Origin of the sequence: Paraburkholderia sp. RL17-368-BIF-A (genome assembly GCF_046054045.1) — a bacterium.
Classification (GTDB): domain Bacteria; phylum Pseudomonadota; class Gammaproteobacteria; order Burkholderiales; family Burkholderiaceae; genus Paraburkholderia; species Paraburkholderia graminis.
The window spans coordinates 526,574-550,349 of the sequence record NZ_JARESN010000002.1 but is presented as its reverse complement, the minus strand read 5'-3'; the positions used below and the strand labels follow the sequence as shown (position 1 = coordinate 550,349).

General features: G+C 63.6%; 22 protein-coding genes. 10 read left to right on the top strand and 12 right to left on the bottom strand.

Annotated features, from left to right (window positions below; translation table 11 throughout):
• Positions 1-39: 39 nt before the first annotated feature.
• Together P0D87_RS05535 and P0D87_RS05530 are read left to right on the top strand one after the other, a co-directional pair.
• On the top strand, positions 40-1,305 hold the full coding sequence (locus tag P0D87_RS05535) for an acyl-CoA dehydrogenase family protein (protein ID WP_053859115.1): 1,266 nt from the start codon (positions 40-42) through the stop codon (positions 1,303-1,305).
• 92 nt (positions 1,306-1,397) lie between these two features.
• Positions 1,398-1,916, top strand: a complete 519-nt coding sequence (locus P0D87_RS05530) for an SLATT domain-containing protein (protein ID WP_053859116.1) — start codon at positions 1,398-1,400, stop codon at positions 1,914-1,916.
• A gap of 10 nt (positions 1,917-1,926) precedes the next feature.
• Here P0D87_RS05530 and P0D87_RS05525 read toward each other — a convergent pair whose 3' ends face one another.
• From P0D87_RS05525 to P0D87_RS05515, 3 genes are all read right to left on the bottom strand, one after another.
• A complete protein-coding gene (locus tag P0D87_RS05525) occupies positions 1,927-2,628 on the bottom strand; it encodes a YceH family protein (protein ID WP_053859117.1) in 702 nt (233 codons plus the stop codon).
• A gap of 258 nt (positions 2,629-2,886) precedes the next feature.
• The gene (locus tag P0D87_RS05520) at positions 2,887-4,035 is read right to left on the bottom strand and encodes an acetate/propionate family kinase (protein ID WP_053859118.1); all 1,149 of its coding nucleotides are present in this window, start codon (positions 4,033-4,035) and stop codon (positions 2,887-2,889) included.
• A gap of 12 nt (positions 4,036-4,047) precedes the next feature.
• Positions 4,048-6,441 carry a phosphoketolase family protein gene (locus tag P0D87_RS05515; protein ID WP_053859119.1) on the bottom strand — a complete coding sequence of 798 codons (2,394 nt, stop codon included), beginning with the start codon at positions 6,439-6,441 and terminating at the stop codon, positions 4,048-4,050.
• A gap of 329 nt (positions 6,442-6,770) precedes the next feature.
• On the opposite strand from P0D87_RS05515, the gene P0D87_RS05510 reads away from it, so the two are divergent.
• Positions 6,771-6,896, top strand: coding sequence for a hypothetical protein (locus P0D87_RS05510; RefSeq protein ID WP_258196184.1), 126 nt, complete (start codon positions 6,771-6,773; stop codon positions 6,894-6,896).
• A gap of 94 nt (positions 6,897-6,990) precedes the next feature.
• Complete coding sequence (locus P0D87_RS05505) at positions 6,991-7,521, top strand: ankyrin repeat domain-containing protein (protein WP_053860703.1); 531 nt, start codon at positions 6,991-6,993, stop codon at positions 7,519-7,521.
• Here the strand turns inward: P0D87_RS05505 and P0D87_RS05500 are convergent.
• From P0D87_RS05500 to P0D87_RS05485, 4 genes are all read right to left on the bottom strand, one after another.
• The gene (locus tag P0D87_RS05500) at positions 7,518-8,219 is read right to left on the bottom strand and encodes an HAD family hydrolase (protein WP_044020110.1); all 702 of its coding nucleotides are present in this window, start codon (positions 8,217-8,219) and stop codon (positions 7,518-7,520) included. The two genes, P0D87_RS05505 and P0D87_RS05500, sit on opposite strands and share 4 nt — an antisense overlap.
• 85 nt (positions 8,220-8,304) lie before the next feature.
• Positions 8,305-9,342, bottom strand: a complete 1,038-nt coding sequence (gnd, locus tag P0D87_RS05495) for a phosphogluconate dehydrogenase (NAD(+)-dependent, decarboxylating) (protein WP_053859120.1) — start codon at positions 9,340-9,342, stop codon at positions 8,305-8,307.
• A gap of 201 nt (positions 9,343-9,543) precedes the next feature.
• Positions 9,544-10,887 carry a sugar efflux transporter gene (locus P0D87_RS05490; RefSeq protein WP_053859121.1) on the bottom strand — a complete coding sequence of 448 codons (1,344 nt, stop codon included), beginning with the start codon at positions 10,885-10,887 and terminating at the stop codon, positions 9,544-9,546.
• Between the two features lie 159 nt (positions 10,888-11,046).
• Entirely contained in the window at positions 11,047-11,343 is a 297-nt protein-coding gene (locus P0D87_RS05485) for a DUF2628 domain-containing protein (RefSeq protein ID WP_053859122.1), read from the bottom strand.
• A 272-nt stretch (positions 11,344-11,615) separates the two neighbouring features.
• On the opposite strand from P0D87_RS05485, the gene P0D87_RS05480 reads away from it, so the two are divergent.
• From P0D87_RS05480 to P0D87_RS05470, 3 genes are all read left to right on the top strand, one after another.
• Positions 11,616-11,936: a thioredoxin family protein gene (locus tag P0D87_RS05480; RefSeq protein WP_053859123.1), complete on the top strand. Its 321-nt coding sequence runs from the start codon at positions 11,616-11,618 to the stop codon at positions 11,934-11,936.
• Positions 11,937-11,958: 22 nt separating this feature from the next.
• Positions 11,959-12,378 (top strand): secondary thiamine-phosphate synthase enzyme YjbQ, encoded by a 420-nt coding sequence (locus tag P0D87_RS05475; RefSeq protein WP_053859124.1) that lies wholly within the window; start codon positions 11,959-11,961, stop codon positions 12,376-12,378.
• A gap of 76 nt (positions 12,379-12,454) precedes the next feature.
• A complete protein-coding gene (locus tag P0D87_RS05470) occupies positions 12,455-13,474 on the top strand; it encodes a class I fructose-bisphosphate aldolase (RefSeq protein ID WP_053859125.1) in 1,020 nt (339 codons plus the stop codon).
• A gap of 128 nt (positions 13,475-13,602) precedes the next feature.
• On the opposite strand, the gene P0D87_RS05465 is transcribed toward P0D87_RS05470, so the two are convergent.
• Positions 13,603-13,905, bottom strand: coding sequence for a hypothetical protein (locus tag P0D87_RS05465; RefSeq protein WP_006047066.1), 303 nt, complete (start codon positions 13,903-13,905; stop codon positions 13,603-13,605).
• A 116-nt stretch (positions 13,906-14,021) separates the two neighbouring features.
• On the bottom strand, positions 14,022-16,175 hold the full coding sequence (locus P0D87_RS05460; RefSeq protein ID WP_029970598.1) for a hybrid sensor histidine kinase/response regulator family protein: 2,154 nt from the start codon (positions 16,173-16,175) through the stop codon (positions 14,022-14,024).
• Positions 16,176-16,457: 282 nt separating this feature from the next.
• Here P0D87_RS05460 and P0D87_RS05455 point away from each other — a divergent pair, with 282 nt between their 5' ends.
• Both P0D87_RS05455 and P0D87_RS05450 read left to right on the top strand, forming a co-directional pair.
• Complete coding sequence (locus tag P0D87_RS05455) at positions 16,458-18,047, top strand: FAD-dependent oxidoreductase (RefSeq protein ID WP_408636739.1); 1,590 nt, start codon at positions 16,458-16,460, stop codon at positions 18,045-18,047.
• A 147-nt stretch (positions 18,048-18,194) separates the two neighbouring features.
• Positions 18,195-18,368, top strand: a complete 174-nt coding sequence (locus tag P0D87_RS05450; RefSeq protein WP_165919845.1) for a hypothetical protein — start codon at positions 18,195-18,197, stop codon at positions 18,366-18,368.
• A 90-nt stretch (positions 18,369-18,458) separates the two neighbouring features.
• Here P0D87_RS05450 and P0D87_RS05445 read toward each other — a convergent pair whose 3' ends face one another.
• From P0D87_RS05445 to glgX, 3 genes are all read right to left on the bottom strand, one after another.
• Positions 18,459-20,531 carry an AI-2E family transporter gene (locus P0D87_RS05445; protein ID WP_053859126.1) on the bottom strand — a complete coding sequence of 691 codons (2,073 nt, stop codon included), beginning with the start codon at positions 20,529-20,531 and terminating at the stop codon, positions 18,459-18,461.
• A gap of 63 nt (positions 20,532-20,594) precedes the next feature.
• On the bottom strand, positions 20,595-20,774 hold the full coding sequence (locus P0D87_RS05440; protein WP_006047061.1) for a DUF2934 domain-containing protein: 180 nt from the start codon (positions 20,772-20,774) through the stop codon (positions 20,595-20,597).
• Positions 20,775-20,881: 107 nt separating this feature from the next.
• Complete coding sequence (gene glgX / locus P0D87_RS05435) at positions 20,882-23,098, bottom strand: glycogen debranching protein GlgX (protein WP_053859127.1); 2,217 nt, start codon at positions 23,096-23,098, stop codon at positions 20,882-20,884.
• A 204-nt stretch (positions 23,099-23,302) separates the two neighbouring features.
• Between glgX and P0D87_RS05430 the strand changes: the two genes are divergently transcribed.
• Positions 23,303-23,722, top strand: a complete 420-nt coding sequence (locus P0D87_RS05430) for a PRC-barrel domain-containing protein (protein ID WP_171799899.1) — start codon at positions 23,303-23,305, stop codon at positions 23,720-23,722.
• The last annotated feature ends 54 nt before the right edge of the window (positions 23,723-23,776 follow it).

Here is a 23,776-nt window from a genome sequence, read left to right as displayed (position 1 = left end):
TTGCCGGATTGCGCATTGCGCGTCCCATACGGAGAACCCATGTCCGCGCCCTCTTCACACGACAACCCGCCGCATGCGGCCGACCTTGCCGATGCCGCGCAACTTTTCGACGACAACGCGCTGACGCGCCGCTTCGCGCCCGTGTTCGCGCGCATCGCAGAAGGCGCGGTGCATCGCGAACGGCATCGCGAGCTTGCCTACGAACCCGTCGAATGGTTGCGCGAAGCCGGCTATACGAAGCTGCGCGTACCGACGCAATACGGCGGCGAAGGGGTGTCGCTGAGCGAGTTCCTTGGCCTCGTCACGCGCCTCGGCGAAGCGGATTCGAACCTGCCGCAAATCCTGCGCGTGCATGGCGGCTTTATCGAATCACTGCTGGAATATGGCGACGACGCGTTGCGCGACCGCTGGCTCACACGCGTCGCGCAAGGGCAGATCATCGGCGGCGCCGTGGCCGAACGCACCGCCGTCACCAACAACAGCCTGCGTCTCACGCAGACCGACGGCGCGTGGCATCTCGACGGAGAGAAGTACTACACCACCGGCACGCTCTACGCGGACTGGGTCGACGTCACCGCGCACGACGGCGAAAGCGACCTGCGCGTGCTCGTCAAAACCGACACGCCGGGTCTCGAACGTATCGACGATTGGGACGGTTTCGGCCAGCGCCTGACGGGCAGCGGCACCACGCGCTTTAACCATGTGCCCATCTCGCGCGAGAACGTGTACCGGCGCTATGACGCGTCGGCGCCGCGCCGCAACAGCGTGCTCACGTCGTACTATCAGGCGCTGCACATCGCGAATCTCGCAGGCATTAGCCGTGCCGCGCTGCGCGACGCCGTCGCCTTCGCGCAGGCAAAGACGCGAACCTTCGGAATCCCAGGCGAATCGAGTCCGCGCGACAATCCGCTCGTGCAACGCGTCGTGGGCCGGCTCGCGAGCCTCGCCTATTCGACGCAAAGCATCAGTGCATCGCTCGCAAGGGCCATCGACGAAGTACTGATCGCACGGCACGAAGGCCGCACGACCGAAGAGACCTATTTCCGGCTCGACATTCAGACCTTCCCGGCGCAGCAGATCGCCATCGAGCAAACGTTGCAGGCCGCGACGCTGCTGTTCGAAGTGGGCGGCGCATCGGCGACGAGCGAAACGCGGCGCTTCGACCGCTACTGGCGCAATGCGCGCGTGCTCGCGTCGCACAATCCGGCGATCATCCGCGAGGCCGCCATCGGCGACTTCTATCTGAACGGCAGGCCGCACAATGAGCGCTTCGGCATAGCGCGGCCGGCCGCGCAGGCGGCGTGACACGCGCGGCTCCAGGCCGCGCCTTCTGTGGCACAGTAACGTCATCGGTGCACGCGCGCGGAGCGCGGCACGCCACTGCCCTGACGAGCCCCATGAAGAATCTGCCTGCCTACGAGCCGCCCGTCGACGAACAGCAGCTTCTGCTGAAATGGATCCGACGCGCGCGCGAATCCCAGATGAGTCACTACGACATGGCCGATCTGCTGTCCGCGCGCGACCGTCAGATGGGCTGGCTCGTCACCGTACTGGCCGCGTTCGTGGGCACGGCCGTGTTTGCCTCGCTGAATTCGAGCGCCGTTTCGTTCGAGGTCAGGATGCTGGTCGGGCTCGTGAGCGTGATCGCCGCGGTGTCGGCGGCGCTGCAAACGTATCTGCGGTATGCGGAGCGCGCCGAAAAACATCGCGCGGCGGGCGCGCGTTATGGCGCGGTGCGGCGGCGTCTCGAATCGGTTTTCGCGGGCGACCCCGATGCGCGCGACGGCCACTATCTGACCGCGATTCGCGACGAGCTCGACCGGCTCGCACAAGACTCGCCAAATGTGCCGCCGCGCAATTTCTATCGCACGCAGCGTGCGTTATCCACCGATCCGCGCCGCGGCACCGACACCTGAGCGTCAAAGCTCACGCATCTAGATCGTTCGCGTCGATGCCCAGTTCGGCGGCCATGCGCCGCACCACCACCTGAAGCCGGCTGACTTCGTCGGCGAGTCTTTTTTGCTCGGCTTTCAGCGCCTCGAACGCGGAGAGCGGCACGCTTTCGTCCGCGCTGCCGCCCGGCTGCGCGAACTCGCTCAGGTTCACTTCGCCGCACAGCAAATGCATCCAGCGATGTTCGCGCTCGCCTGGCGTGCGAGGCAGTCTGACGACGCGCGGCGGATCGTTCGCGGCGAGTTCGTCGAGAAACGCTTCGACCGACGAAATATCGGCGAATCCATGAAGGCGCGCGCTGTTCAAACGCAATTCCGCGGCCGTCTGCGGACCGCGCAGCAGCAACGTGGTGAGCAACGCAGCCGATTGACTCGGCAATCCAAGCACGCGATTCATGTTGTGCTCGAAGCGCGGCACGCGGCTGCTGCTGCCCTCCATGACGAGGCTGAGCCGCTTGAGGCCGTCGAGCGCGGTCAGCACTTCGGCTTCGGTCGCGTTCATCACCGGCGAGCGGCCGGTCTTCTGGTTGCAGCCCAACGTCAGTGCGTTGAGCGAAAGCGGATAACTGTCGGGCACCGTGTGCTGTTTTTCGACGAGCACGCCAAGCACGCGCCCCTCGAGCAGCGTCAACGCGCGGATCGAAGGACGGGAGGGAACATCGGGAGTCGAATTCATGTGGTGTAGCGGCATGGCTGCCGTGGTGATCGGTGAAACGCCTTGCCGCGCTCAGCGAGGCGGCACTTTTCTGGTTGTGGGCACTATGATAAACGGCCTGGGCGCCGGCGGTGCATCTATCTCGCCGCAGCGGGTCGTATCGCGCGCCGCTGGGCATGTCGCCTGCCTGGCTTTCTGCTTTTTCACATGGAGTATTCGATGCCTATGCGTTTGCAGCCGGTCCTGCGCGTGAGCGCCGTGTCGCTCGCAGTGGGTGCATCACCCACGCAACAACGCACGGCAATGCCTCGCAATCTGTTTCTCCTCTTCCGTATGAACCGCCCTCACCTTGCCCGAAGCATCGCCTTCGCAAAGATCAAGAAAGCCCAGTCCCTCGCAAATGCGCTTGCGAATCTCCGCGCTATGCTCGCCAATGCCGCCGGTGAACACCAATAGATCGATGCCGCCCAGCAAAGCCGCATATCCGCCGATGGTCTTGCGCACCGCCGCGGCGAACGCGTCGAGCGCAAGCGACGCATTCGCGTCGCCCGCCGCCGCGCGTTGTTCGAGCGCCTGCATGTCGCTCTCGCCATCGGCGTAACCGGCCAGACCGCTGTGCCGGTTCAGCAGCGTTTCGAGCGCGTCCGCGTCGAGCTTTTCCACCCGCATCAGATACAGCAACACGCCCGGATCGAGATCGCCGCAGCGCGTGCCCATCGGCACGCCGCCGGTCGGCGTCATGCCCATCGACGTATCGATCGATTTCCCGTCGCGCAACGCGCACACGCTCGAACCGTTGCCGAGATGCGCGAACACCGCGCGCGGCGGCAGCGCCGCGCCCAGTTGCGCGACGAGCGATTCGTACGAAAGCCCGTGAAATCCATAGCGAATCACGCCGGCATCCGCATAACGGCGCGGCAACGCGAGCTGCGCCGCGCGCGGCGGCAGCGTCGCATGAAACGCGGTGTCGAAGCAGGCAAAGTGCCCGGCGTCACCGAAGATGGTCTGCGCCTCGTCGATCAACGCAAGCGCCGGCGGAATATGCAGCGGCGCAAAATGCACGGCATCCTGCAAACGGCGGCGCACCTCGGGCGTGAGCCGCTGATGCGTGCGCAGATGCGGCCCGCCATGCACCACGCGATGCCCGACCGCCGTTGGCTGCGCATAGTGCTGAGCGGCAAGCACGGCCGAGAGCTTTTGCAACGCATCGGTCTGCGATTCCAGCACATGCTGCTCGTGCACCAGCACGCGTGCGTCCGGCGCAGCAATGCGCAGGCTGCCGTCGCCGCGGCCGATGCCTTGCGCGCTGCCTTCGAGCAGCAGCGATTCGTCGTCGCCCGTATGCGCGAACAGCCCGAACTTCAGCGACGACGATCCGCTGTTCAGCACGAGAATGGTTGGCGGCGAAGCGCCGTGCTGCGTGTTCATGGCGCGCCTCGCTCAGTCTTTCCACGTCCAGTTGCGGATTTCTTCCTTGTCGATGCCCTCGGCATGCGCATAGGCGAGATGCTCGATGATCTGCCCGCGCAGCCATTCCTTCGCGTGATCGCCGACGCCGCGCAGTTTCGGCACGCGATCGATCACGTCGATGGCGAGCGAAAACCGGTCCACCTGATTGATGATCGCGAGTTCGAGCGGCGTGTTGATGTTGCCCTTCTCGTGATAACCGTGCACATGCAGGTTGTCGTGATTCGTGCGGTTATACGTCAGCTTGTGAACCAGCGACGCATACGAATGGAAGTTGAAAATCACCGGCTTGCTCGTCGTAAACAGCGAATCGAAATCGCGGCTCGACAGGCCGTGTGGATGCGCATGCTCGGGCATCAGCCGGAACAGATCGACGACGTTGACGAAGCGGATTTTCAGATCAGCGAAACGCTCTTTCAGAAGCTGCACGGCGGCGAGCGCCTCCATTGTCGCGATGTCGCCCGCGCACGCGATCACCACGTCCGGCTCGGCGCCCTGGTCGGTCGACGCCCAATCCCAGATGCCGATGCCCTTCGTGCAATGCGTGACGGCCGCATCCATGTCGAGATACTCCAGATGCGGCTGCTTGTCCGACACGATCACGTTCACGTAATCGCGCGAACGCAGGCAGTGATCTGCCACGCTCAACAGACAGTTTGCGTCGGGCGGCAGATAAATACGCACTACGTCCGGGCTTTTATTCGTCACGACGTCCAGAAAACCGGGGTCCTGATGCGTGAAGCCGTTGTGATCCTGACGCCATACAAGCGACGTGATGAGCAGGTTGATCGACGGCACTGGCTGGCGCCAGCCGAGTTCGCGCTTGGCTTTTTCGAGCCACTTTGCGTGCTGGTTGAACATCGAATCGATCACATGCACGAACGCTTCATACGTCGCGAAGAGACCATGCCGGCCCGTCAGCACATAACCTTCGAACCAGCCTTCGAGCGTGTGTTCGCTCAGCATTTCCATCACGCGGCCGTTCGCCGACAGCGCGCCGCCGTCCGCATCGTTCGGCTGCGAGTCGGCGAGCCAGGTCTTGTCCGATGCTTCATAGATCGCCGTGAGCTTGTTGCTCGCGGTTTCGTCGGGGCCGAACACGCGGAAGTTGGTCATGTTCCTGCGCATCACGTCGCGCAAAAATTTGCCGAGTGTTTGTGTAGGCGACGAGTACGCGGATGCGGGCTTTTTCACTTCGACCGCGTAGTCGCGAAACGCGGGCATGTCGAGCATCTTGCACAGCACGCCGCCGTTCGCATGCGGATTTGCGCTGATGCGGCGCGTGCCCTTCGGCGCGAGTTCGCGCAATTCCTCGACGAGCCGCCCGCTTTCGTCGAACAGCGACTCGGGCTCGTAACTGCGCAGCCAGCCTTCGAGCAGTTTCAGGCTCTTGCTGTTGGTCGCCGGATCGGCAATGGGCACCTGGTGCGAGCGCCACGAACCTTCCACCTTGTGACCGTCCACTTCTTTCGGACCGGTCCAGCCTTTCGGCGAACGCAGCACGATCATCGGCCAGCGCGGACGCGTCGTGTCGTTGCTGGCGCGCGCATGTTGCTGGATCGCCCTGATTTCGCCGATGCATTGTTCGAGCGTCGCGGCCATCTGCTGATGCATGACGTTTGGATCGTCGCCTTCGACGAAATACGGTTTGTGGCCGTAACCGGTCAGCAACGCTTCGAGTTCTTCACGCGGAATGCGTGCGAGCAGCGTCGGATTCGCGATCTTGTAGCCGTTCAGATGCAGCACCGGCAGCACCGCGCCGTCGCGCACCGGGTTCAGAAACTTGTTCGAATGCCATGACGTGGCGAGCGGCCCGGTCTCCGCTTCGCCGTCGCCGATCATCACCGCGACGATCAGGTCGGGGTTGTCGAACGCCGCACCATAGCCATGCGACAGGCTGTAGCCGAGTTCGCCGCCTTCGTGAATGGAGCCCGGCGTTTCCGGCGTGCAGTGCGAGCCGATGCCGCCAGGAAACGAAAACTGGCGGAAGAAGCGCCGCAGGCCGGCTTCGTCTTCGCTGCGGTCCGGATAGATTTCCGAGTAATGTCCCTCGAGATAACAGTTCGCGAGCGTCGCGGGTGCGCCGTGCCCTGGACCGGAAATGTAGATCATGTTCAGGTCGAGCTTGTTGATGAGCCGGTTCAGATGCACGAGCAGGAAGCTCTGTCCAGGGTCCGAGCCCCAATGTCCCAACAGACGATTCTTGATGTGCTCCGGCTTCAGCGGTTCGCGCAGCAGCGGGTTGTCGCGCAGATAGATCATGCCGGCGGACAGGTAATTGCATGCGCGCCAGTAGCGGTCCATCTTGCGCAGCGTTTCGGGGTCGAGAGTTTGCGGCGGGGCAGGACGGGAGATTGCTTCAGCCATGACGTCACTCCTCGTAAGAACTGTCAGGCGGGTTAGCGGACGTTGCGAAGTGTTTTGCCGATGCGTGTCATGCGCGTGACATGACGGGGGTGAGGCGTGTTGCGAAGCGCGGTCGTCTGCGGTGTGACCGTATGCGCGCATCATGGTTCGGGAATGCGGACAAATGCTTGCGCGTGGTCAAGCGTCACCATCACCGCACGCCGCACGCCCCGCTGCAAGTCCTGCGCCACCCACGCTGCACGCATCCACCGAAACGCTTAAGCTGCGCGAAGCGACTGCGCATATCGTCGCGCACCCGTATTACTCGCTCTTAACCATACACATTCATCATGCCGACTTCCAACCGTATGAAAGCGCCGCTCGTTCTTCTTCTCACGCTCGTGGTGCTGTGCGCGGGCCTGGCTGTCCTCGTCGGCATATTCGGGCTGCTCGTGAAGCTGTTCGGCCACGCGTGATGGGACGTGCCGCTGCGCGCGTCGACGGCACAAACTGTGTATGCTGCCGGTGTTCATGCGCCGAGCGGCGCAGCGTTCCTGCAAGGAGATTTCATTGACCAATCCGGCCGACTCTTCCCCGCCTTCCGGGCAGCCCATCGACCCGCAAGTGCTCGAACTCGCGCGACAGGTGTTCGATCTTGCGCGCCAGGGCGATGCCGCGATGCTCGCCGCCGTGATCGAAAAAGGCGTGCCGCCCAATCTGCGCAACGACAACGGCGACAGTCTGCTGATGCTCGCGAGCTATCACGGACATGTCGACGCGGTGCGCACGCTGCTCGAACGCGGCGCCGATCCCGACTTGCGCAACAATAACGGCCAGACGCCTATCGCGGGCGCGGCGTTCAAGGGTTTCGACGCCGTGGTCGAAACCTTGCTCGCGCATGGCGCCGATGTGGAAGGCGCATCGCCCGACGGACGCACCGCGCTGATGGTCGCCGCCATGTTCAACCGCACCACGATCATGGATCTGCTGATCGCGCACGGCGCGAATCGCGATGCGCGCGACGCGGCAGGCACGAGCGCACAGGATGCGGCAGGCAGAATGGGCGCCGCCGACGCGCAGGAAAAACTGCGCAACGTCTAGGGCTTTTCCGCCAGCAGCGCTTTCACGTCAAACTGCGCGAGGTCGCCGATCCGCTCGATCGTGACGTCCGCGGGCGGATTGCCGAGTATCTCCTTCGGGTCCAAAGCGTAGTGACCCTGGCGCGGAAATACCGTGGTGAGCCGCCCGCCCCAGGCATTCTTCATCGCGGTGAGAATGCGCAGCTTGTCGTCGACCATCACGTAGTGGCGCGCGGGGTAGCATTCCATCACCTGATCGAGCATCAGCTCCTTGTGGATGTAGATCAGCACGCGGCCTTCGACTTCGTCCCATAGGCCCGAACGCGCGACCTTGCGCGGCTGGAACACCACGTCCCCGTCCGACAGAATCACCGTGGGCCCGTATTCGCCCACGTGGCGCAACGCGTCGAGCGCGCCCGGATAGAGCCGGTTCGCAAACGGATAATCGATCAGAAACGACGACATCAGCAACAGGCGCGTGTCCCGCGGATGCTCCGTGCGATACCGCTGCAACGCGCCCAGGTAGTCGGCATAGCCGAGCTCGCCGCGCAACTGCTCGAAAATTTCCCAATAGCGCGTGCTGTTGTCGGTGCCGAACTCGCGCATCATGTGGCTGCGCAAGTCGGAGAGCACATGGTCGTTGTCGAGCAGCGTGTTGTCGCAATCGAAGAGGAAAACGACGTCGTGCGGTGCAGTGCGGGTGGCGGGTGCGGCTGGCATGTGCGGCTCCGTGGATTCGGCTGTGCTTGTGCTCTGTGCTTGTGCTGCTTGTGCTGCTTGGGCTGCTCGGGCTATTAGCGGACGATCAACCCTGCGAACTCGCGGGCGGCGCAGCGGGTTTTTCTGCATGGCCGCCGAAGTCATGACGCATCGCCGACAACACGCGGTTCGCGAAGTCCGCTTCGCCGCGCGAACTGAAGCGCGCGAACAGCGCCGCGCTCAGCACGGGCGCGGGCACGCCTTCGTCGATGGCCGCCGACATCGTCCAGCGTCCCTCGCCCGAATCGGATACGCGGCCCGCATACTGTTGCAGATCGGCATCGCCCGCGAGCGTGCCCGCGATCAGGTCGAGCAGCCACGAGCCGATCACGCTGCCGCGCCGCCATACTTCGGCGATATCGGCCAGATTGAAATCGTATTGATACAACTGCGGACGACGCAGCGGCGAGGTCTCGGCGTCCGCCTCGCGCGCGTGCTTGCCGGCGTCCGCGTGACGCAGAATGTTGAGGCCCTCGGCATACGCGGCCATCAAACCGTATTCGATGCCGTTGTGGACCATCTTCACGAAGTGCCCTGCGCCGAGCGGACCGCAATGCAGAAAGCCCTGCTCCGCCGTGCTGTTGCCCGGATTGCGTCCTGACGTCGCAGGCGCGGCGGCGGCGCCTGGCGCGAGCGTCGAAAAGATCGGCTCAAGCCGCTCGACGACCTGCGTTTCCCCGCCGATCATCAGGCAATAACCGCGCTCGCGGCCCGCGACGCCGCCGCTCGTACCGACGTCGACGTAATGCAGTTTGCGTGCGGCGAGGTCGGCGCCGCGGCGAATGTCGTCGTGATAGTACGAGTTGCCGCCGTCGATCACGATGTCGCCCGGCTCGAGCAAGGGCACGAGTTTTTCGAGCGTGCCGTCGACCACCGCGGCGGGCACCATCAGCCACACGGCGCGCGGCTTGTCGAGCCTGGCCACGAGGTCTTCGAGCGACGACGCGCCCGTCACGCCCTCCTGCACGAGCCGCTCGACAGCCGCAGGCTGTACGTCGTAGACGACGCATTGCTGCGCGCCCTTCGTCAGGCGCCGCACCATATCCGCGCCCATGCGTCCCAATCCAATCATGCCTAGCTGCATTTTCACCGCTCCCGAAAGTGCCTTGTGATGCTGCCTGGTTTCAGTCAGATGGTCATGCTGCGTTTGTTGCGTCGGCCGCGTCCGGCAGCATGCGTGACGACAACGATACGCCTCCTTGCCGAAGTTGTGCGCGGCGTAAGGTCTCTGTCATTCAGCGCGTGGCAAACCGGCCCGCCGCACATGAAACGTGTCCCGTGCCCGCTAAAGCTCGCGCCCTCCGCGCAGCGCGCGCCTCGATTGAAGCTTCGCGTATTGCGTGCGGGCGAAACGCCGCACGGCTCGCCACATCAGCGGATAACGATAGCCCGGCACGGCAAACAGCACGAGCGCGCACAGCGCGAGCAAGCCGCAGAAGAGGAACGTGCCGCGATAGCTGAACGCCTGCACCAGCAGGCCGGACAACACGCCGGAAAGAATCGAGCCGACCCGCGCCGCGTTGAAGAAGAGCGCGGTGGCGCGGCCTGGCGCATCGGGCATCAGGTCCTGCACGTAGGTCATGCCGAGGCATGAAGTCACGGCAACGACGAACGCGTTGAGGATCTGCATCGGAATCAGCACATGCACGTTTCCGGCGAGCGACATCGCGACGAAATAGGCCGCGTGAACCGCCGCGCAGGCGGCAAGCCAGTTCGGCTTGTGCAGGCTCGAAGACTTCGCGCCGAGCGCGAGCATCATCGGAATCTCGGTCAATGCGCCGAGGCCGAGCATCACCGATACGTCCAGATGCGTGCCGTTCAGGCCATGCACGATGTAAAGCGGCAACACGATCATCGTGGCGTTGGCCGCGAGCCCGAGCAAGGTCAGCGCGGCGACCGCACGGCCAATGTCGTTCGCCGATGCGACGCCGGGCAGGTCCTCGTGCGCATCCGCTCCGGGTTCCCTGAGCGGCGGCACGGTGATCGACGACGACGGCTCCGATGCGGTGTCCTCTACCGTGTGGTCGCCGAGATGCCCTTGCGGCTCGCGCATGCGCCACACGATAGCCGCGCACGCCGCAAAGCTCGCCGCGGCGAACAGAAAGAGTCCGGTGAAACTGGTCGCCGCGAGCACCAGCGCGCCCACCGACGGCCCGAACACCCACGCCGCCGAGAGAATCGTGCGCAGCGTCGCGCTGGCAAACGCGCGTTCGGACGCGTCGGGCACGGGCAGCGCGGCGCGGCTGAATGAGAACACCATCGAAATAGCCGAGCCGCCGACACCGATAAACACAATGCCGACGACGAGCAGCAGCCGGTAATCGCGCACCACGCATAACGACAGATAGCCGAGCGCGGCCAGCACGAGCGCGACGAGCAGTAACGGCCGATGCCGCCCGCTTGCATCGCTCCAGCGGCCGGCGAAGGTGCTCGCGAGCACGCCGCTTGCCGCGATCAGCGTCATGAAGACGCCGAGCCGGAACGGCGTCATGCCCGCGCGCTCGACGCCGAACAGCGACAGATACGGCGCGGTGAACGACATGGCCACACCGAGCATCAGCGTGGCGGCGGCAAGCGGCTTGAAGCCGGGAATGTGCAGCAGACCAAAAAAACGTGAGTTTTTCGACACGGGCGGCTGTGAGTTCAGGAGAAGCGAGTCTGCGAGGCGCGGCGCGCACGGCAGGCTTCGTGGCGAGAATGAACGGGGCATTATCGACCGCTCGCGCGGGCGCGTAAAGGTGGGGAGGCGTGTCCCAAATCTCACTCCCGACCGCACTGGCGCTCAGACTTACAGCACCGCATACCCCCGTTTCTCCAAGACCCGTCGATGCCAGCCATTGCCATACTTACCGCAGGCGATGCCAAACAGGATCGACAGGAGCAAGGTCACTATGTCGCCCCGGTCTAACCACAAGCTCGGTAAGTACAGTGCCAGCTCCACAGCCACCATTGCAAAGGCCGCAAACCACATGCGCCTCGACAGAGCCCAGATCGGGCCCAGCAAGAATGCGCCCCAACTGAAACCAGTGGGGACGCCAATGGTGTCGTCCGTGCCGGGGCGCCCCAGATAAATCCTGTCCGCCATTTTTCCTTCCTCAAATCCGCCGGCAGATTGCCGACGATGTCAGGCATTGTTTAACAGCCGCGCGTGACGAACTTGTACGTTTGTGTCAAATCCCCGTTCCGCCAGTCTGAACCCCGAACCAATAGCTGATACTCTTATCCAAGCAAAATGCGGCGCGTGTTGACCGCGGCGATTACTGCGGCGATTACCGTAGCGACCAGCACAACGGCCACAGGATCGCCGCGCGCCGCGGCAACCCCACACCGCACAACCCGATCCACAGCGGAGCATGCATGGCAATACGGACGCCCTATTCCACCAAAGCCCCGTCGCGAGCCGAAGTCGACGCCCTGCCCGGCGCCACCGTCGTCGAGTTCGGCACGGACTGGTGCGGCTACTGCCAGGGCGCGCAGCCTTCGATTGAAAAAGCCTTCGAAGCGCATGCCGGCGTCAGGCATCTGAAGATCGAGGACGGCCCCGGCCGGCCGCTAGGCCGCTCGTTCAAGGTCAAGCTGTGGCCCACGCTGATCTTCATGCGCGACGGCGCGGAAGTGGCGCGCGTCGTGCGCCCCACCAGCGTCGAGCAGATCACAGACGCGTTCGCGTCGCTATAAACCGTAGACGAGCGCTTCCATCATGAAGCAGGTCATCCACCATCTAAGCGTCAAGGCGCGCACTCGCGGACTTGTCGAATTCACCGACGAAGCGCGCCGCTTCGTCGCGGCGCAGCACATCGACACGGGACTGCTGACGCTCTTTTGCCGTCATACGTCGGCATCGCTGCTGATTCAGGAAAACGCGGACCCGTCGGTGCAGCGCGATCTGGAGCGCTACTTCGCGAACCTCGCGCCCGAAGACGAGCAACGCTACGAGCACGACGCCGAAGGTCCGGACGACATGCCCGCGCATCTGCGCACCGCGTTGACGCAAGTGCAATTGAGCGTGCCCGTCGAACATGGACAGATGGTGCTCGGCACATGGCAGGGGCTCTATCTGTTCGAGCATCGGCGTCATGCGCAGCATCGCGACATCGTGTTGCATCTGATCGGCGAATAAGTCATAACCCGGGCGCAGCCGCACGCGCCGCGACGGCAGGTTTTCTTCCGCAACCCGAACAAAGGGAGCACATCTCATGGATACCCGCAGCGAACTGCAAGCCACCGTCGACGCCATGGTTCAGCCCGGCAAGGGTCTGCTCGCCGCCGACGAAAGCGGTCCCACCATCGCGAAACGCTTCAAGACGATCGGCATCGACTCCACCGAGGAAAACCGCCGCGCGTATCGCAACCTGCTGCTCACCACGCCCGGTCTCGGCGAATTCGTGAGCGGCGTCATTCTGTATCAGGAAACGCTCGGTCAAAAGGCCGACGACGGCACGCCGTTTCCACAACTCGCCGCCCGAAACGGCATCGTGCCGGGCATCAAGGTCGATCTCGGCAAGATTGCGCTCGCCCATGCTCCGGGCGATGAAATCACCGAAGGCCTCGACGGCCTCGCACGCCGCTTCGTCGATTACAAGCAACAAGGCGCGCGCTTCGCGAAGTGGCGCGCGGTCTACAACATCACGGCCAATCTGCCGAGCCGTCTCGCGATCGAAGCCAACGCGGATTCGCTCGCGCGCTATGCGGCGATCTCCCAGGAAGCGGGTATCGTGCCGATCGTCGAACCCGAAGTGCTGATGGACGGCGATCACAGTATCGAGCGCAGCGCCGAAGTCACCGAAGCGGTGCTGCACGAGGTGTTTGATGCGCTGCGTCGGCATCGCGTGGTGCTCGAACATATTCTGCTGAAACCGAGCATGGTGCTCGCCGGTTCGGAGAACGCGCGGCAATCGTCCACTGCGGACATCGCCGCTTATACGGTGCGGATTCTGAAACGCACGGTGCCTTCGGCCGTGCCCGGCATCGTGTTTCTGTCCGGCGGACAATCGCCCGAGGAAGCCACCGCCAATCTCGACGCAATGAATCGCCTCGGGCCGCTGCCGTGGAATCTGAGCTTCTCGTATGGGCGCGCGTTGCAGGAACCGCCATTGCAGGCATGGAAAGGCGCGGCGGGCAACGTCGAGGAAGCGCAGCAGGCGTTGCTCAAACGCGCGCGTTTGAACAGCGCCGCGGCGCTCGGGAAATACGACGCAGCGCAAGAGAAAAGCTAGGCTGCGTTAGCCAGAACAAACGCGAAAGTAAAAACAACAGCGCGGTGTAAATGAGTGACGCGCACACGGGCGCGTCACTCGCGAAACTTAGGGAAGCGTGCGTGAACTCTACGCACACGACGCACGCATTACTTACCCTTCGTGTCGCTGCTCGCGTTCGCGCCCGGCATATTTGTGGTGTCGGTCGCGGGCTTGGTCGTCTTCGACGAATGCTTCTTCGTCTTCGAATGCGACATCGTGCCCGATCCCGTGTCGCCGCCTTCGCGCGTCGACGTATTCGCGCCGGCGCTCGTGCTCGGGTCGTTGCCGGCCGGGCCCGCGCCGCCACCTCCGCCGGCGCCGCCACCACCCGCACCGCCTGTGCCTTGCGCCATGGCCAGCGACGACGCTGCGAGCAGTGTGGAAACGAGCAATGCCTTCTTGATCTTCATAACTGTTCTCCTGTCGGGATGAATGCGGAATAGAAGCGGATTGCGCAAGCGGACGCGCCGCCTGCGCATGCCTCGTCAGGAGTTCAGCAAGGGGTGTGCCGCACAAACGGCGTGGCTTACGATTCGCAAGCGACGAGCGCGTGCAGTTCCTCGATATCGAATGGCTTCGCGAGAATGGCGACGCCGATGCGGCGCGCGCGTTCGAGCTCGTCGGCATAGCCCGTCATCAACGCGATTTTCTGCGAAGGCCAGGTGCTGCGCACTCGTTCCGCGAGGTCGATGCCGTTCAGCTTGCCCGGCATCTGAATGTCCGACAGCACGAGTTCGAAACGCTCGCCGCCGTTGAGCACGTCGAACGCCTGGTCGGCGGTCGGCTCGTGCCGCACCTCGCAGCCGAACGTCTCGAGCACCGCTGCGACGCCCGCGGCGACATCCTCGTTGTCTTCCACCAGCAGCACCATGCCGGCATGCCGCAGCGCGGGCTGTTCGACCACGGTCTGACTCGCCGCGTGCGTCGCGCGGCGCTCGCGATAGCGCGGCAGATACAGCCGCACCGTCGTGCCGCTGCCAGGCACGCTGTCGATCTTCGCGGTGCCGCCCGCCTGTTCGCACATCGACAGCACCTGCGCGAGACCGAGGCCCGCGCCCGAGCCGCTCAGCTTGGTCGTGAAAAGCGGCTCGAAGGCGCGCCGCGCGACCGATTCGGGCATGCCCTCGCCGTCGTCCGAACAGGCGATCAGCACATACTCGCCGTCGGGCAGCAAGGTATCGCTGCCGACCAGCCGGTTGTTCTGGCAACGAATCACAAAGCGTCCGCCGCGCGGCATGGCATCGCGCGCGTTGACCGCGAGGTTCATGATCGCGAGTTCCAGGTCGGTCGGATCGGCGAGCACGGGCCACACGTCGTCGACGATGCTGAGCGCCAGTTCGATCTTGTCGCCGAGCGCCGCTTCGATGAGCGGCGCCGCGCCCGGCATCCATTTCCTGAGGTCGATCGGCTCCTGCTTGAGCGGCTGCTTCTTCGCGACACTCAAAAGCCGGCGTGTCAGCGATTCAGCCGTTGCGGTCGCACGCTGCACGGCGGTCATCTCCTTCTCGAGGTTGTTGTAGCGCTTTAGCCGCGCCAGTTCGATATTGGCGGACACGACCATCAACAGATTGTTGAAGTCGTGCGCCACGTTGGCAACCAGATTGCCGAGCGCGCCCATGCGCTGCAGTTGCCGACTCGATGCTTCCGCCGACAGCCGCATCGCGACCTCGCCCTGCCAGCGTTCCCACGCGACGCGCTCGCCGTCGAGCTGACGCAGCGAGTACAGCACCAGCATCCAGATCGCGATGCACGGCACCGCGGTCAGCGCGGCGATCACGATGAAGTGCCGGCGCCATGCATCGACGATCGAGCCCGTTGCATAAGCACTCGACACGTAGAGCGGATAATCGCCGACGCGCCGAAACGCAACGAGCCGCTCCACGCCATCGACCGGCGATTTGACGCGCACATGGCCCGACAACTGTTTGTCGCGCAAGGCGGCGCCAAACGCGTTCGCCGCGGGCGGCTGCACGCCGCCTGGCCACGGCGGATAGCGCACCAGCAGACTGCCGTCCTGCCGATACAACGAGAGCGCAAGCGACGGATCGCCGTTCGTCAACTCGCGATAAAAGCGCGAGAAATACTCGCTGCGCAATGCGACAGAAACGACGCCGAGAAATTTGCTGTCCGCCCCGATACGCCCGATCGATGTGTTGAACACGTTCGTCTGCGACAGCGTGCCGAGCATCGGCAGCGAGAAGTAAGGATGCGGGCGCATAGCGCGCGCGGCGATAAAGTCTTCGCGCTGACTGACGGACACGGTTGGCGCCGGATAAGCGCGGGTCGACACGAGCAGATCGCCGTTCGCGCCGATCAGATAGATGGACGCCACTTGCGGGAAGTCTCCGCCGATCTCGCGCAACTGCCGGTTCAATTCCGCCTCGCGCGCGCGAATCTGCGCGTCGTCTTCGGTGCCGATCAACTCGACGATGCGCGACGCCATCTGCTGATTGAGGTCGAGCACCTTGACCGCCTGTTCTTCGGCGACGCGCACGAGCCGGTCGATCACATCGTTTGAATCGGCGATGCGGCGCTGGTAATCGAAGTAGCCATAACCGGCGAGGCAGGCAAGCGGGAACAGAATGGAAACGGCAAGAACAATAAGGAGCATCCGCCGCGTCGCCGCAAAGTTGCGCGACGGCATCGGAAAATCAACTGCGACTCGCTCCGCACGCTGCACGGCCCACGCTCCATCAAAGGTCATACAAGTTAGGCAATCAGACGCACGTATCGTGCCGCGGCGTTCGTGCGCTAATTCCTTAGTGAGGAATCTACCCCACTTTCGGCCATGTACATAGCGACGCGCGAAGAAACGCGAACGTTTCTGCTTAACTGAGTTATCAGGGCGTGTTGGGCACATGAATTGCTGCTCACGCAACGAGTTTCGCATTCTCCCGAGTCGCCGAATCGCTGCGGCATCCTGCCGCGCCGAATCCTGCTGATTACGTTCACGGAAACCAGCATGCCCACCACCGCCCGACACGTTGGCCAGCTTTCGCAACTGCGCGAAGACCGGGGCCAACGCGTTGTCGTGGACGGTGAAAAGATCATGCTGATCCGCGACGGCGACGTGGTGCGCGCGTATTCCGCCGACTGTCCGCACGCAGGCGGACCGCTCGAAGAAGGCGCGCTATGCCGCGGCAGGATCATTTGTCCGTGGCACAAAGGCACTTTCGATGCGGCCACCGGCAAGGTGCTGGAGCCGCCGCCGCTGGTGCCGCTCAAACGTTACGCGGTGATCGTCGACGGCGACGACGTCATGGTCACGCCCGACAAGCTGCCGGACGAAACCGAACCCGCCGCGACGCAAGAGCCGCACTTCGCGGTGATCGGCGCGGGCGCGGCCGGCGCGGCCGCCTGCGCGGCGCTGCGCGAATATGGCTTTACGGGGCGCCTCACGCTGATCGGCGATGAACCGCACGCGCCCTACGACCGCACATCGCTTAGCAAGTTTGTCCCGTCCGCCGAAATGCCTCCCGCCGACGTGCCGCCGCTGCTCGCGCCCGACTGGTACGAGCAGCACCGCGTCGAGCGCTTCGTCGCGAAGGTCGCGCGGCTCGACGTGCGCAATCGCACGATTCATCTGGAAAGCGGCGGCGAACTGACGTACGACACGGCCTTGCTCGCCAGCGGCAGCACGCCGAAAGTGCCGCGAATTCCGGGCTGCGAACTCGGCGGCGTGCATGTGCTGCGTCATCTCGACGACGCCACCGCGATTGTCGAGGCGCTCGGCGACGCGGATGCCCGCGGCCCCTCAGAAAACGCCGGCTCCCTGCAAGTCGCGATTCTCGGCAGCAGTTTCATCGGGCTCGAAACCGCAGCCGCGCTGCGCAAACGCGTGCAGGTCACGGTTATTTCGCCGGATAAGGTGCCCTTTGCGAAGCAGTTCGGCGAGCGCATCGGTGCGATGTTTCGCGAGTTGCATGAACGCAATGGCGTCAAGTTTCATCTGCAAGCGAAGGTTGCTCCGCTGGAGGGCGAAGAAGGCAATGTGCATGAAGTGATGCTCGAAAGCGGCGAACATATCGCCGCGGACCTCGTGCTGTTGGGCACCGGCGTTACGCCTGCGACCGGCTTTATCGACGGCTTGCCGTTGCAGAAAGATGGCGGCGTGATCGTGAACGCGGGCATGCAGGCCGCGCCGGGTCTCTACGCCGCAGGCGACATCGCCGTGTTTCCGCTGCGCGAAAACGAAGAGCCGTTGCGGATAGAACATTGGCGCGTCGCGCAGCAACATGCGCGCATCGCGGCTCAAAACATGTGCGGAGCGCGCAACCGTTACAGCGGCGTGCCGTTTTTCTGGACCTATCACTTCGGCAAGAACTTCGAATACCTCGGCCATGCAAGCGAGTGGGACGAGCTTGTCGTCGACGGCGAGCTGGATCGTCAGGATTTTGCCGCGCTTTATGTGAAGGACGACAACGTGGCCGCCGTGCTTGCCTGCGAACGCGACACGCAGACCGCGCATCTGATCGACGCGATGCGCCGCGGCCCGCTCACATGCGCGCAGGCATTGCGGATTGTCGGGCGCGACTCGTGCGACAGAAGCTGAACCAAAGTGAAAAACAGGCTGCTTCGAATCGAAGCGTACCGGCTTATCGTTCAACTCTACATGCTCATGTAAAAAGCACCGCACGTGGGCCGCGCGAACCGCGTGTCTTTTTTGCGCACACCATTCGTTAGCTAAAGGAGAAGCGCCATGCCAGAACCCAAGGAACAACATCCGAACGCCAACAAGACGGAGAAGCAGATCGACAAGGAAGTTGAAGACACGTTTCCGGCGAGCGATCCGCCTTCTACCGGCGGCACCACCAAAATCGTGACCGACGACGAAGATTCTTCGTCCGACGACGGGGAAGCTACCGGCAAATAAATAGCATCGGCTTGCGATGCACGACTAAAAACGCAACGCCCGGACGCGCAAGCGCCGGGCGTTTTTTACATGCGCGGGTTGCACCCGTTGCTATCCGTTGGCCACCGCGAGCGATTCATCGCGCGTCGTGCTGCCGCACACATGGCAAGCGGCCAGCATCTCCTGCAACGAAGTCACGTAGCATTCGGCGCCCATCGCGTTTTGCAGATCGACGCTCCACTTCTGCAGATCTTCGGGCGTCCATAGTCCGACGATAATCGACACGTTCGGCAAGCGCGCGCGAATGCGCCGGACCATGTAGCGCAAGTGCGAGGGAATGCCGTCTATCTGCAGATAGAGAAGGCACACGATACCGACGTCGTCGGCGTCCATCCGGTCGATCGACGCACGCGATGCCGCTTCATGCGGCAATGCGCGCGCCGTGAAGCCGTGCTTGCCGAGCAACTGCAGCATGATCGTCGTCGCAAGCGGATCGAGCGGTCCGCGCCCGGGAATGCACAAGATGCGTTGATTCCCGACGCGCGGCATTGCGTGTGTCTGCGGCAACTCGGGCGCGCGTTGCAATGTTTGCTCGCGCGCATCTTCTTCCGCGCTCTCGGCGGCGTTTTCGCGTGCTTCATCGGCCGCGCCGCGTGCCTGGTTCGCGAACAGCATATGCGTTGCCGTCGAAGCAGGCGGGCCTTCACGCGACGGCGCGACCGGTCCGATCTCCGCGCTTGCGTCTTCTGCTGCGTGCTGCGGCGGCTCGTCGGCGTAACTATCGAGGCCATCGACCAGATCGTTCGTGGTCGACTCGATGCGCGCAAGCTGCACCGCTGTGACGCTGCCGCGCACGACATCGTTCGCGGCCAGTTGCAAACCCTTGATCGCCACCTCGTCGTAGTAAGCCGATAACGAACGCTCGCGCAGTAGCGCTTCGGCTTGCGCAATCGCTTCGTCGGGATCGCCCGCAAGTGCGCGCTGATAAAAATTTTCGACCGGCGTGAGCGCGGGCTGATCGCCGAGCATCACGTCGAGAAATTCCAGGCGCCGGATATGTCGGCCGAGCACGAGCAGGCAAAGCGTCAACGGCGTCGACAGGATCAGGCCAATGGGCCCCCAGATCCAGCTCCAGAAGATCGCCGCGACGACCACAGAGAACGGCGAGAGCCCGGTGCTGCGTCCGTACAGCAACGGCTCGACCACCTGGCCCACCAGCAATTCGACCGTCACGAAGAGCGCAATCGACCAGATCGCCATGTCCCAACCCGGACTCACCGCGGCGGCGAGCGCAGTGGCCAGCCCGCCGGCGATCCAGATGCCGACATACGGCACGAGCCGCAGCAAGGCCGCGAGGATGCCCCACAGAATCGGACTCGGCACGCCGATGAAAAAGAGCCCCGCGCCAATCGCCACGCCGAGGGCCGCATTCAATCCGAGCTGCGAAACGAAGTAGCGGCTCAAGCGCCGCGCGGCTTCGTCCATCACCATCGTCGTGCGATGCAGATCGCGCGAACCGAACAGACGAATCGCGCGGTCGCGCAAGTCGTCGCGTTGCAGCAGGATCACCACCATCACGACGAATACGATGAACGCCGTCTCCAGCGGACTAATGGCCGGCGACAACACGCGGCGCGCGACTTCGAGCGGCGTGGGCACCGGCTCGCGCACTTCGACGGGCACGGCGGCAGGCGCGCGGCCATCGGAAGAAGACGCATCGTGGCGCGGCTCCGGTTGCGGCGGCTCGACGGTCGCGCGTTGCAACGCCTGGCCCGCGGCTTTCGCAAAACGGTCGAGCTTGCCCACCGTCAGCGTGTGCGCCGCTTCCATCTTGCGCTCGATCGTCGCCTGATAACGCGGCATGCCCGCGGCGAGGTCGCTCAACTGCATCGTGATGACCGCGCCCAGCACACCGATCACCGAGATCGACATCACGACGGCCGCAAACACCGACGCAACGTGGCCGAGCTTCAGTCGGCCCAACCATTTGACGAGCGGCGCGACGAGAAAGCTCAGCAGAATCGCGAGCGTCATCGGAATCAGGACGGCGCGCGCGAAGTACAGGCACGCGACGAAACCGGCGCCGACCGCGAGTGCGATCAGCGCATCGAGACCGAACGCGGCAGGCGGCGCATCGATGCGCGTGGGCGTCCCGCCGCGCGACGGTTCCGGAATGTCCTTCATTGCGCTACGTGCTTCTTGTTGCTTGTGATCGTGGTTGTGATTGTGGCGCTCCCTGTCATCACGCTATTTTTTCGGCTCTTCTGCAATCGGCCCGCTTTCCACTGGCGGCGCTTCCTTCTCGATCTCGCTGCGGGCCTGTTCCCAGTACTCGTCGGGCGTGCCCTTCGGCTCCGGCGCATGCTCCCACAGGTAGTACGCGCGCGTGCGGATCTGGTCCTCCTGGGAGGTCTGCTCCTGTTCCATATGAGTCCCCTACGGTTTAGGTCTCGCGGATGCCGGCATGGCGAAGCCGCGCGCATCGTCGTGACGAACGCGCGTGGCCATCCACGCAGAGCAAGTGCTATTCCCGCTCAGCTAGTGGGCGGCGCTTCGCTTTCATCCGAAGTGAGTTGCTGTTCGAGTCTGTCAAACACGCGTTGCGTCGCGCGGCTCGGCGCTTCGAGTGCGAACAGCAGCAGCGAACGCGCGGTGACCTGATACTCGTCGCCGGCGCTGAACTGCGGCAAGTCTGGGCGCACCGGCATGTTGGTATCGAGCAGGCAGGTCCAGCGCTCACCCTCGGGCACGTCGGGCAATTTAAAGTTGACGACGTCATGGTGTGCATTGAGCACTAGCAGCAACGTCGCATCCGACGCGGGGCGGCGGATGCCGCTCGCCTGCGCGCGGCCGTCGATCACGAGACCGAAGCAGCGCATCAGCGGATCGGCCCATTGCTCGGCGGTGAGATCGGTGCCGTCCGGCGCGAGCCAGCGCGCATCGGTCACGTCGAGCGCCTCGTTGTACTCACCCGTCAGAAAGCGGCTGCGGCGCAGCACCGGCAAGCGGTGGCGAAGCGTCGTCAGATTCCTGACGAACTCGGTGAGCGCGCGGCCGTCGTCGTCGATACCTTCCCAGTCGATCCAACTGATTTCGTTGTCCTGGCAATACGCGTTGTTGTTGCCCTTCTGCGTGCGGCCGAACTCGTCGCCCGCGAGAATCATCGGCGTGCCTTGCGAGAGCAGCAGCGTGGCAAGCAGATTGCGCTTCTGACGCTCGCGTTGCTGGCGAATCTCGGGGTCGTCGGTTGGACCTTCGACGCCCATATTCCACGACTTGTTATCCGAGTGGCCGTCCTTGTTGTCCTCGCCGTTCGCCTCGTTGTGCTTGTCGTTGTACGAGACGAGATCGTTCAGCGTGAAGCCGTCGTGCGCGGCGATGAAGTTGACGCTCGCCCACGGGCGTCGGCCGCGATGATTGAACTTGTCGCCCGATCCGGTGAGACGTGTCGCGAGATCGGCGACCATGCCCTCGTCGCCCTTCCAGTACGCGCGCACGGTGTCGCGAAAGCGGTCGTTCCATTCGGCCCAGCCCGGCGGAAAACCGCCGACCTGATAGCCGCCGGGGCCGCAATCCCACGGCTCCGCAATGAGCCGCACGCTCGAGAGCACCGGGTCTTGCCGGCAACTGTCGAGAAAGCCGCCGCCTTCGTCGAAGCCGTGCGGCTCGCGGCCGAGAATCGTCGCGAGGTCGAAACGAAAACCGTCGACCTTCATCTCCGTCACCCAGTAGCGCAGGCTGTCGGTCACCATCTGCAGCACGCGCGGATGCGAGAGATTGAGCGTATTGCCCGTGCCCGTATCGTTGATGTAATAGCGCGGCTCATCGGGCATCAGCCGATAGTACGACGCGTTGTCGATGCCCTTGAACGAGAGCGTCGGCCCGCGTTCGTTGCCTTCGGCGGTGTGGTTGTACACCACGTCGAGAATCACTTCGAGATTCGCGTTGTGAAACGCGTCCACCATGCCCTTGAACTCGCTGACGGACTCGTTGTTCGACGCGAAGAAACGCGGATCGGCCGCGAAGAAGCCGATGGTGTTATAGCCCCAGTAGTTCGTGAGGCCCTTGTCGAGCAGATAGCTGTCGTTGACGAAGGTCTGGATCGGCATCAGTTCGACCGAAGTCACGCCGAGGCTCCTGATGTAGTCGATCACCGCCTTCTGCCCGAGTCCGGCGAAGGTGCCGCGCAGATTCTCCGGCACTTGCGGATGACGCTTCGTGAAGCCGCGCACATGCGTTTCATAGAAGATCACGCGGTCCCACGGCAACGGATTGCGTTCGGGATGAATCCACGAAAAGTTCGCGTCGACGACCTTGCACTTCGGCACGAACGGCGCGCTGTCGCGTTCGTCGAACGACAGGTCCGCGTCTTCCGAATCGAGCGTGTAACCGAAAATTTCCGGCGCCCATTTCAGTTCGCCGATATGCGCCTTCGCGTAAGGGTCGAGCAGCAGCTTGTTCGGATTGAAGCGATGACCCTTCTCCGGCTCATACGGACCATGCACGCGGTAGCCGTACACAGCGCCCGGTTTCAGGTTCGGCACGAACACATGCCAGACCTCGTCGGTATATTCCGGCAATTCGATGCGCTCGATTTCATGCTGACCGGTTTCATCGAACAGACACAGTTCGACTTTCGTTGCGTGCGCCGAGAACAGCGCGAAGTTCACGCCGTTTCCGTTCCATGTCGCACCAAGCGGGAAAGGCGTGCCTTCCGCGATACGCGTCGAGTAATTGGCCGGGGATGACATAGGTTTTCCTGTGAGAAGCATGGGCGCGCACGCGCCTTTTTAGTGTAGGCGATACGGATAAGAGGCTCGCTCCTGTAGCAATCCGCGGGCCTGGACGTCGCGCGCCACAGGGCGACGCGGCATGCAATTTGCGGTAACGCGTTTGAAAGCCGACTCGGCTCGACGCGCCGCGACCGGCGCGAGACATAACAAGGAGAAACCATCATGCGAAGCATGCAATCCAAGGCGCTGCTCGCGGCAGCGCTGCTCGTCAGCACGCTCGTGCCGCTAACGCCTTTTTCGCTCTCCGGCAACGCGCATGCGCAAGGCGCGCCGCAGGCGATTACCGAAAAGCGCACGGACGTCGTGCAACTCGCGAGCGGCTATCGCGCATCGAAGCTGACCGGCGCGGACGTGTTCAACAAGAACAAGGACACCATCGGCACAGTGGACGATCTGATCGTCTCGCCAGGCGGCGACCGCAGCACTTACGCGATTCTGTCCGTCGGAGGATTCCTCGGCATCGGCAAGCATCTCGTGGCCGTTCCGTTCAACGATCTGCAGGTTACCAACCGTCGTGTGGTTTTGCCGGAGGCGACCAAGAAGTCACTGGAGGCATTGCCGGAATTCAAGTACGCGGATTGACGCTGCATTTGGCGCGCCGCGAAGTGGCGAGAGCGCGGCGCGGCCAATGCACCG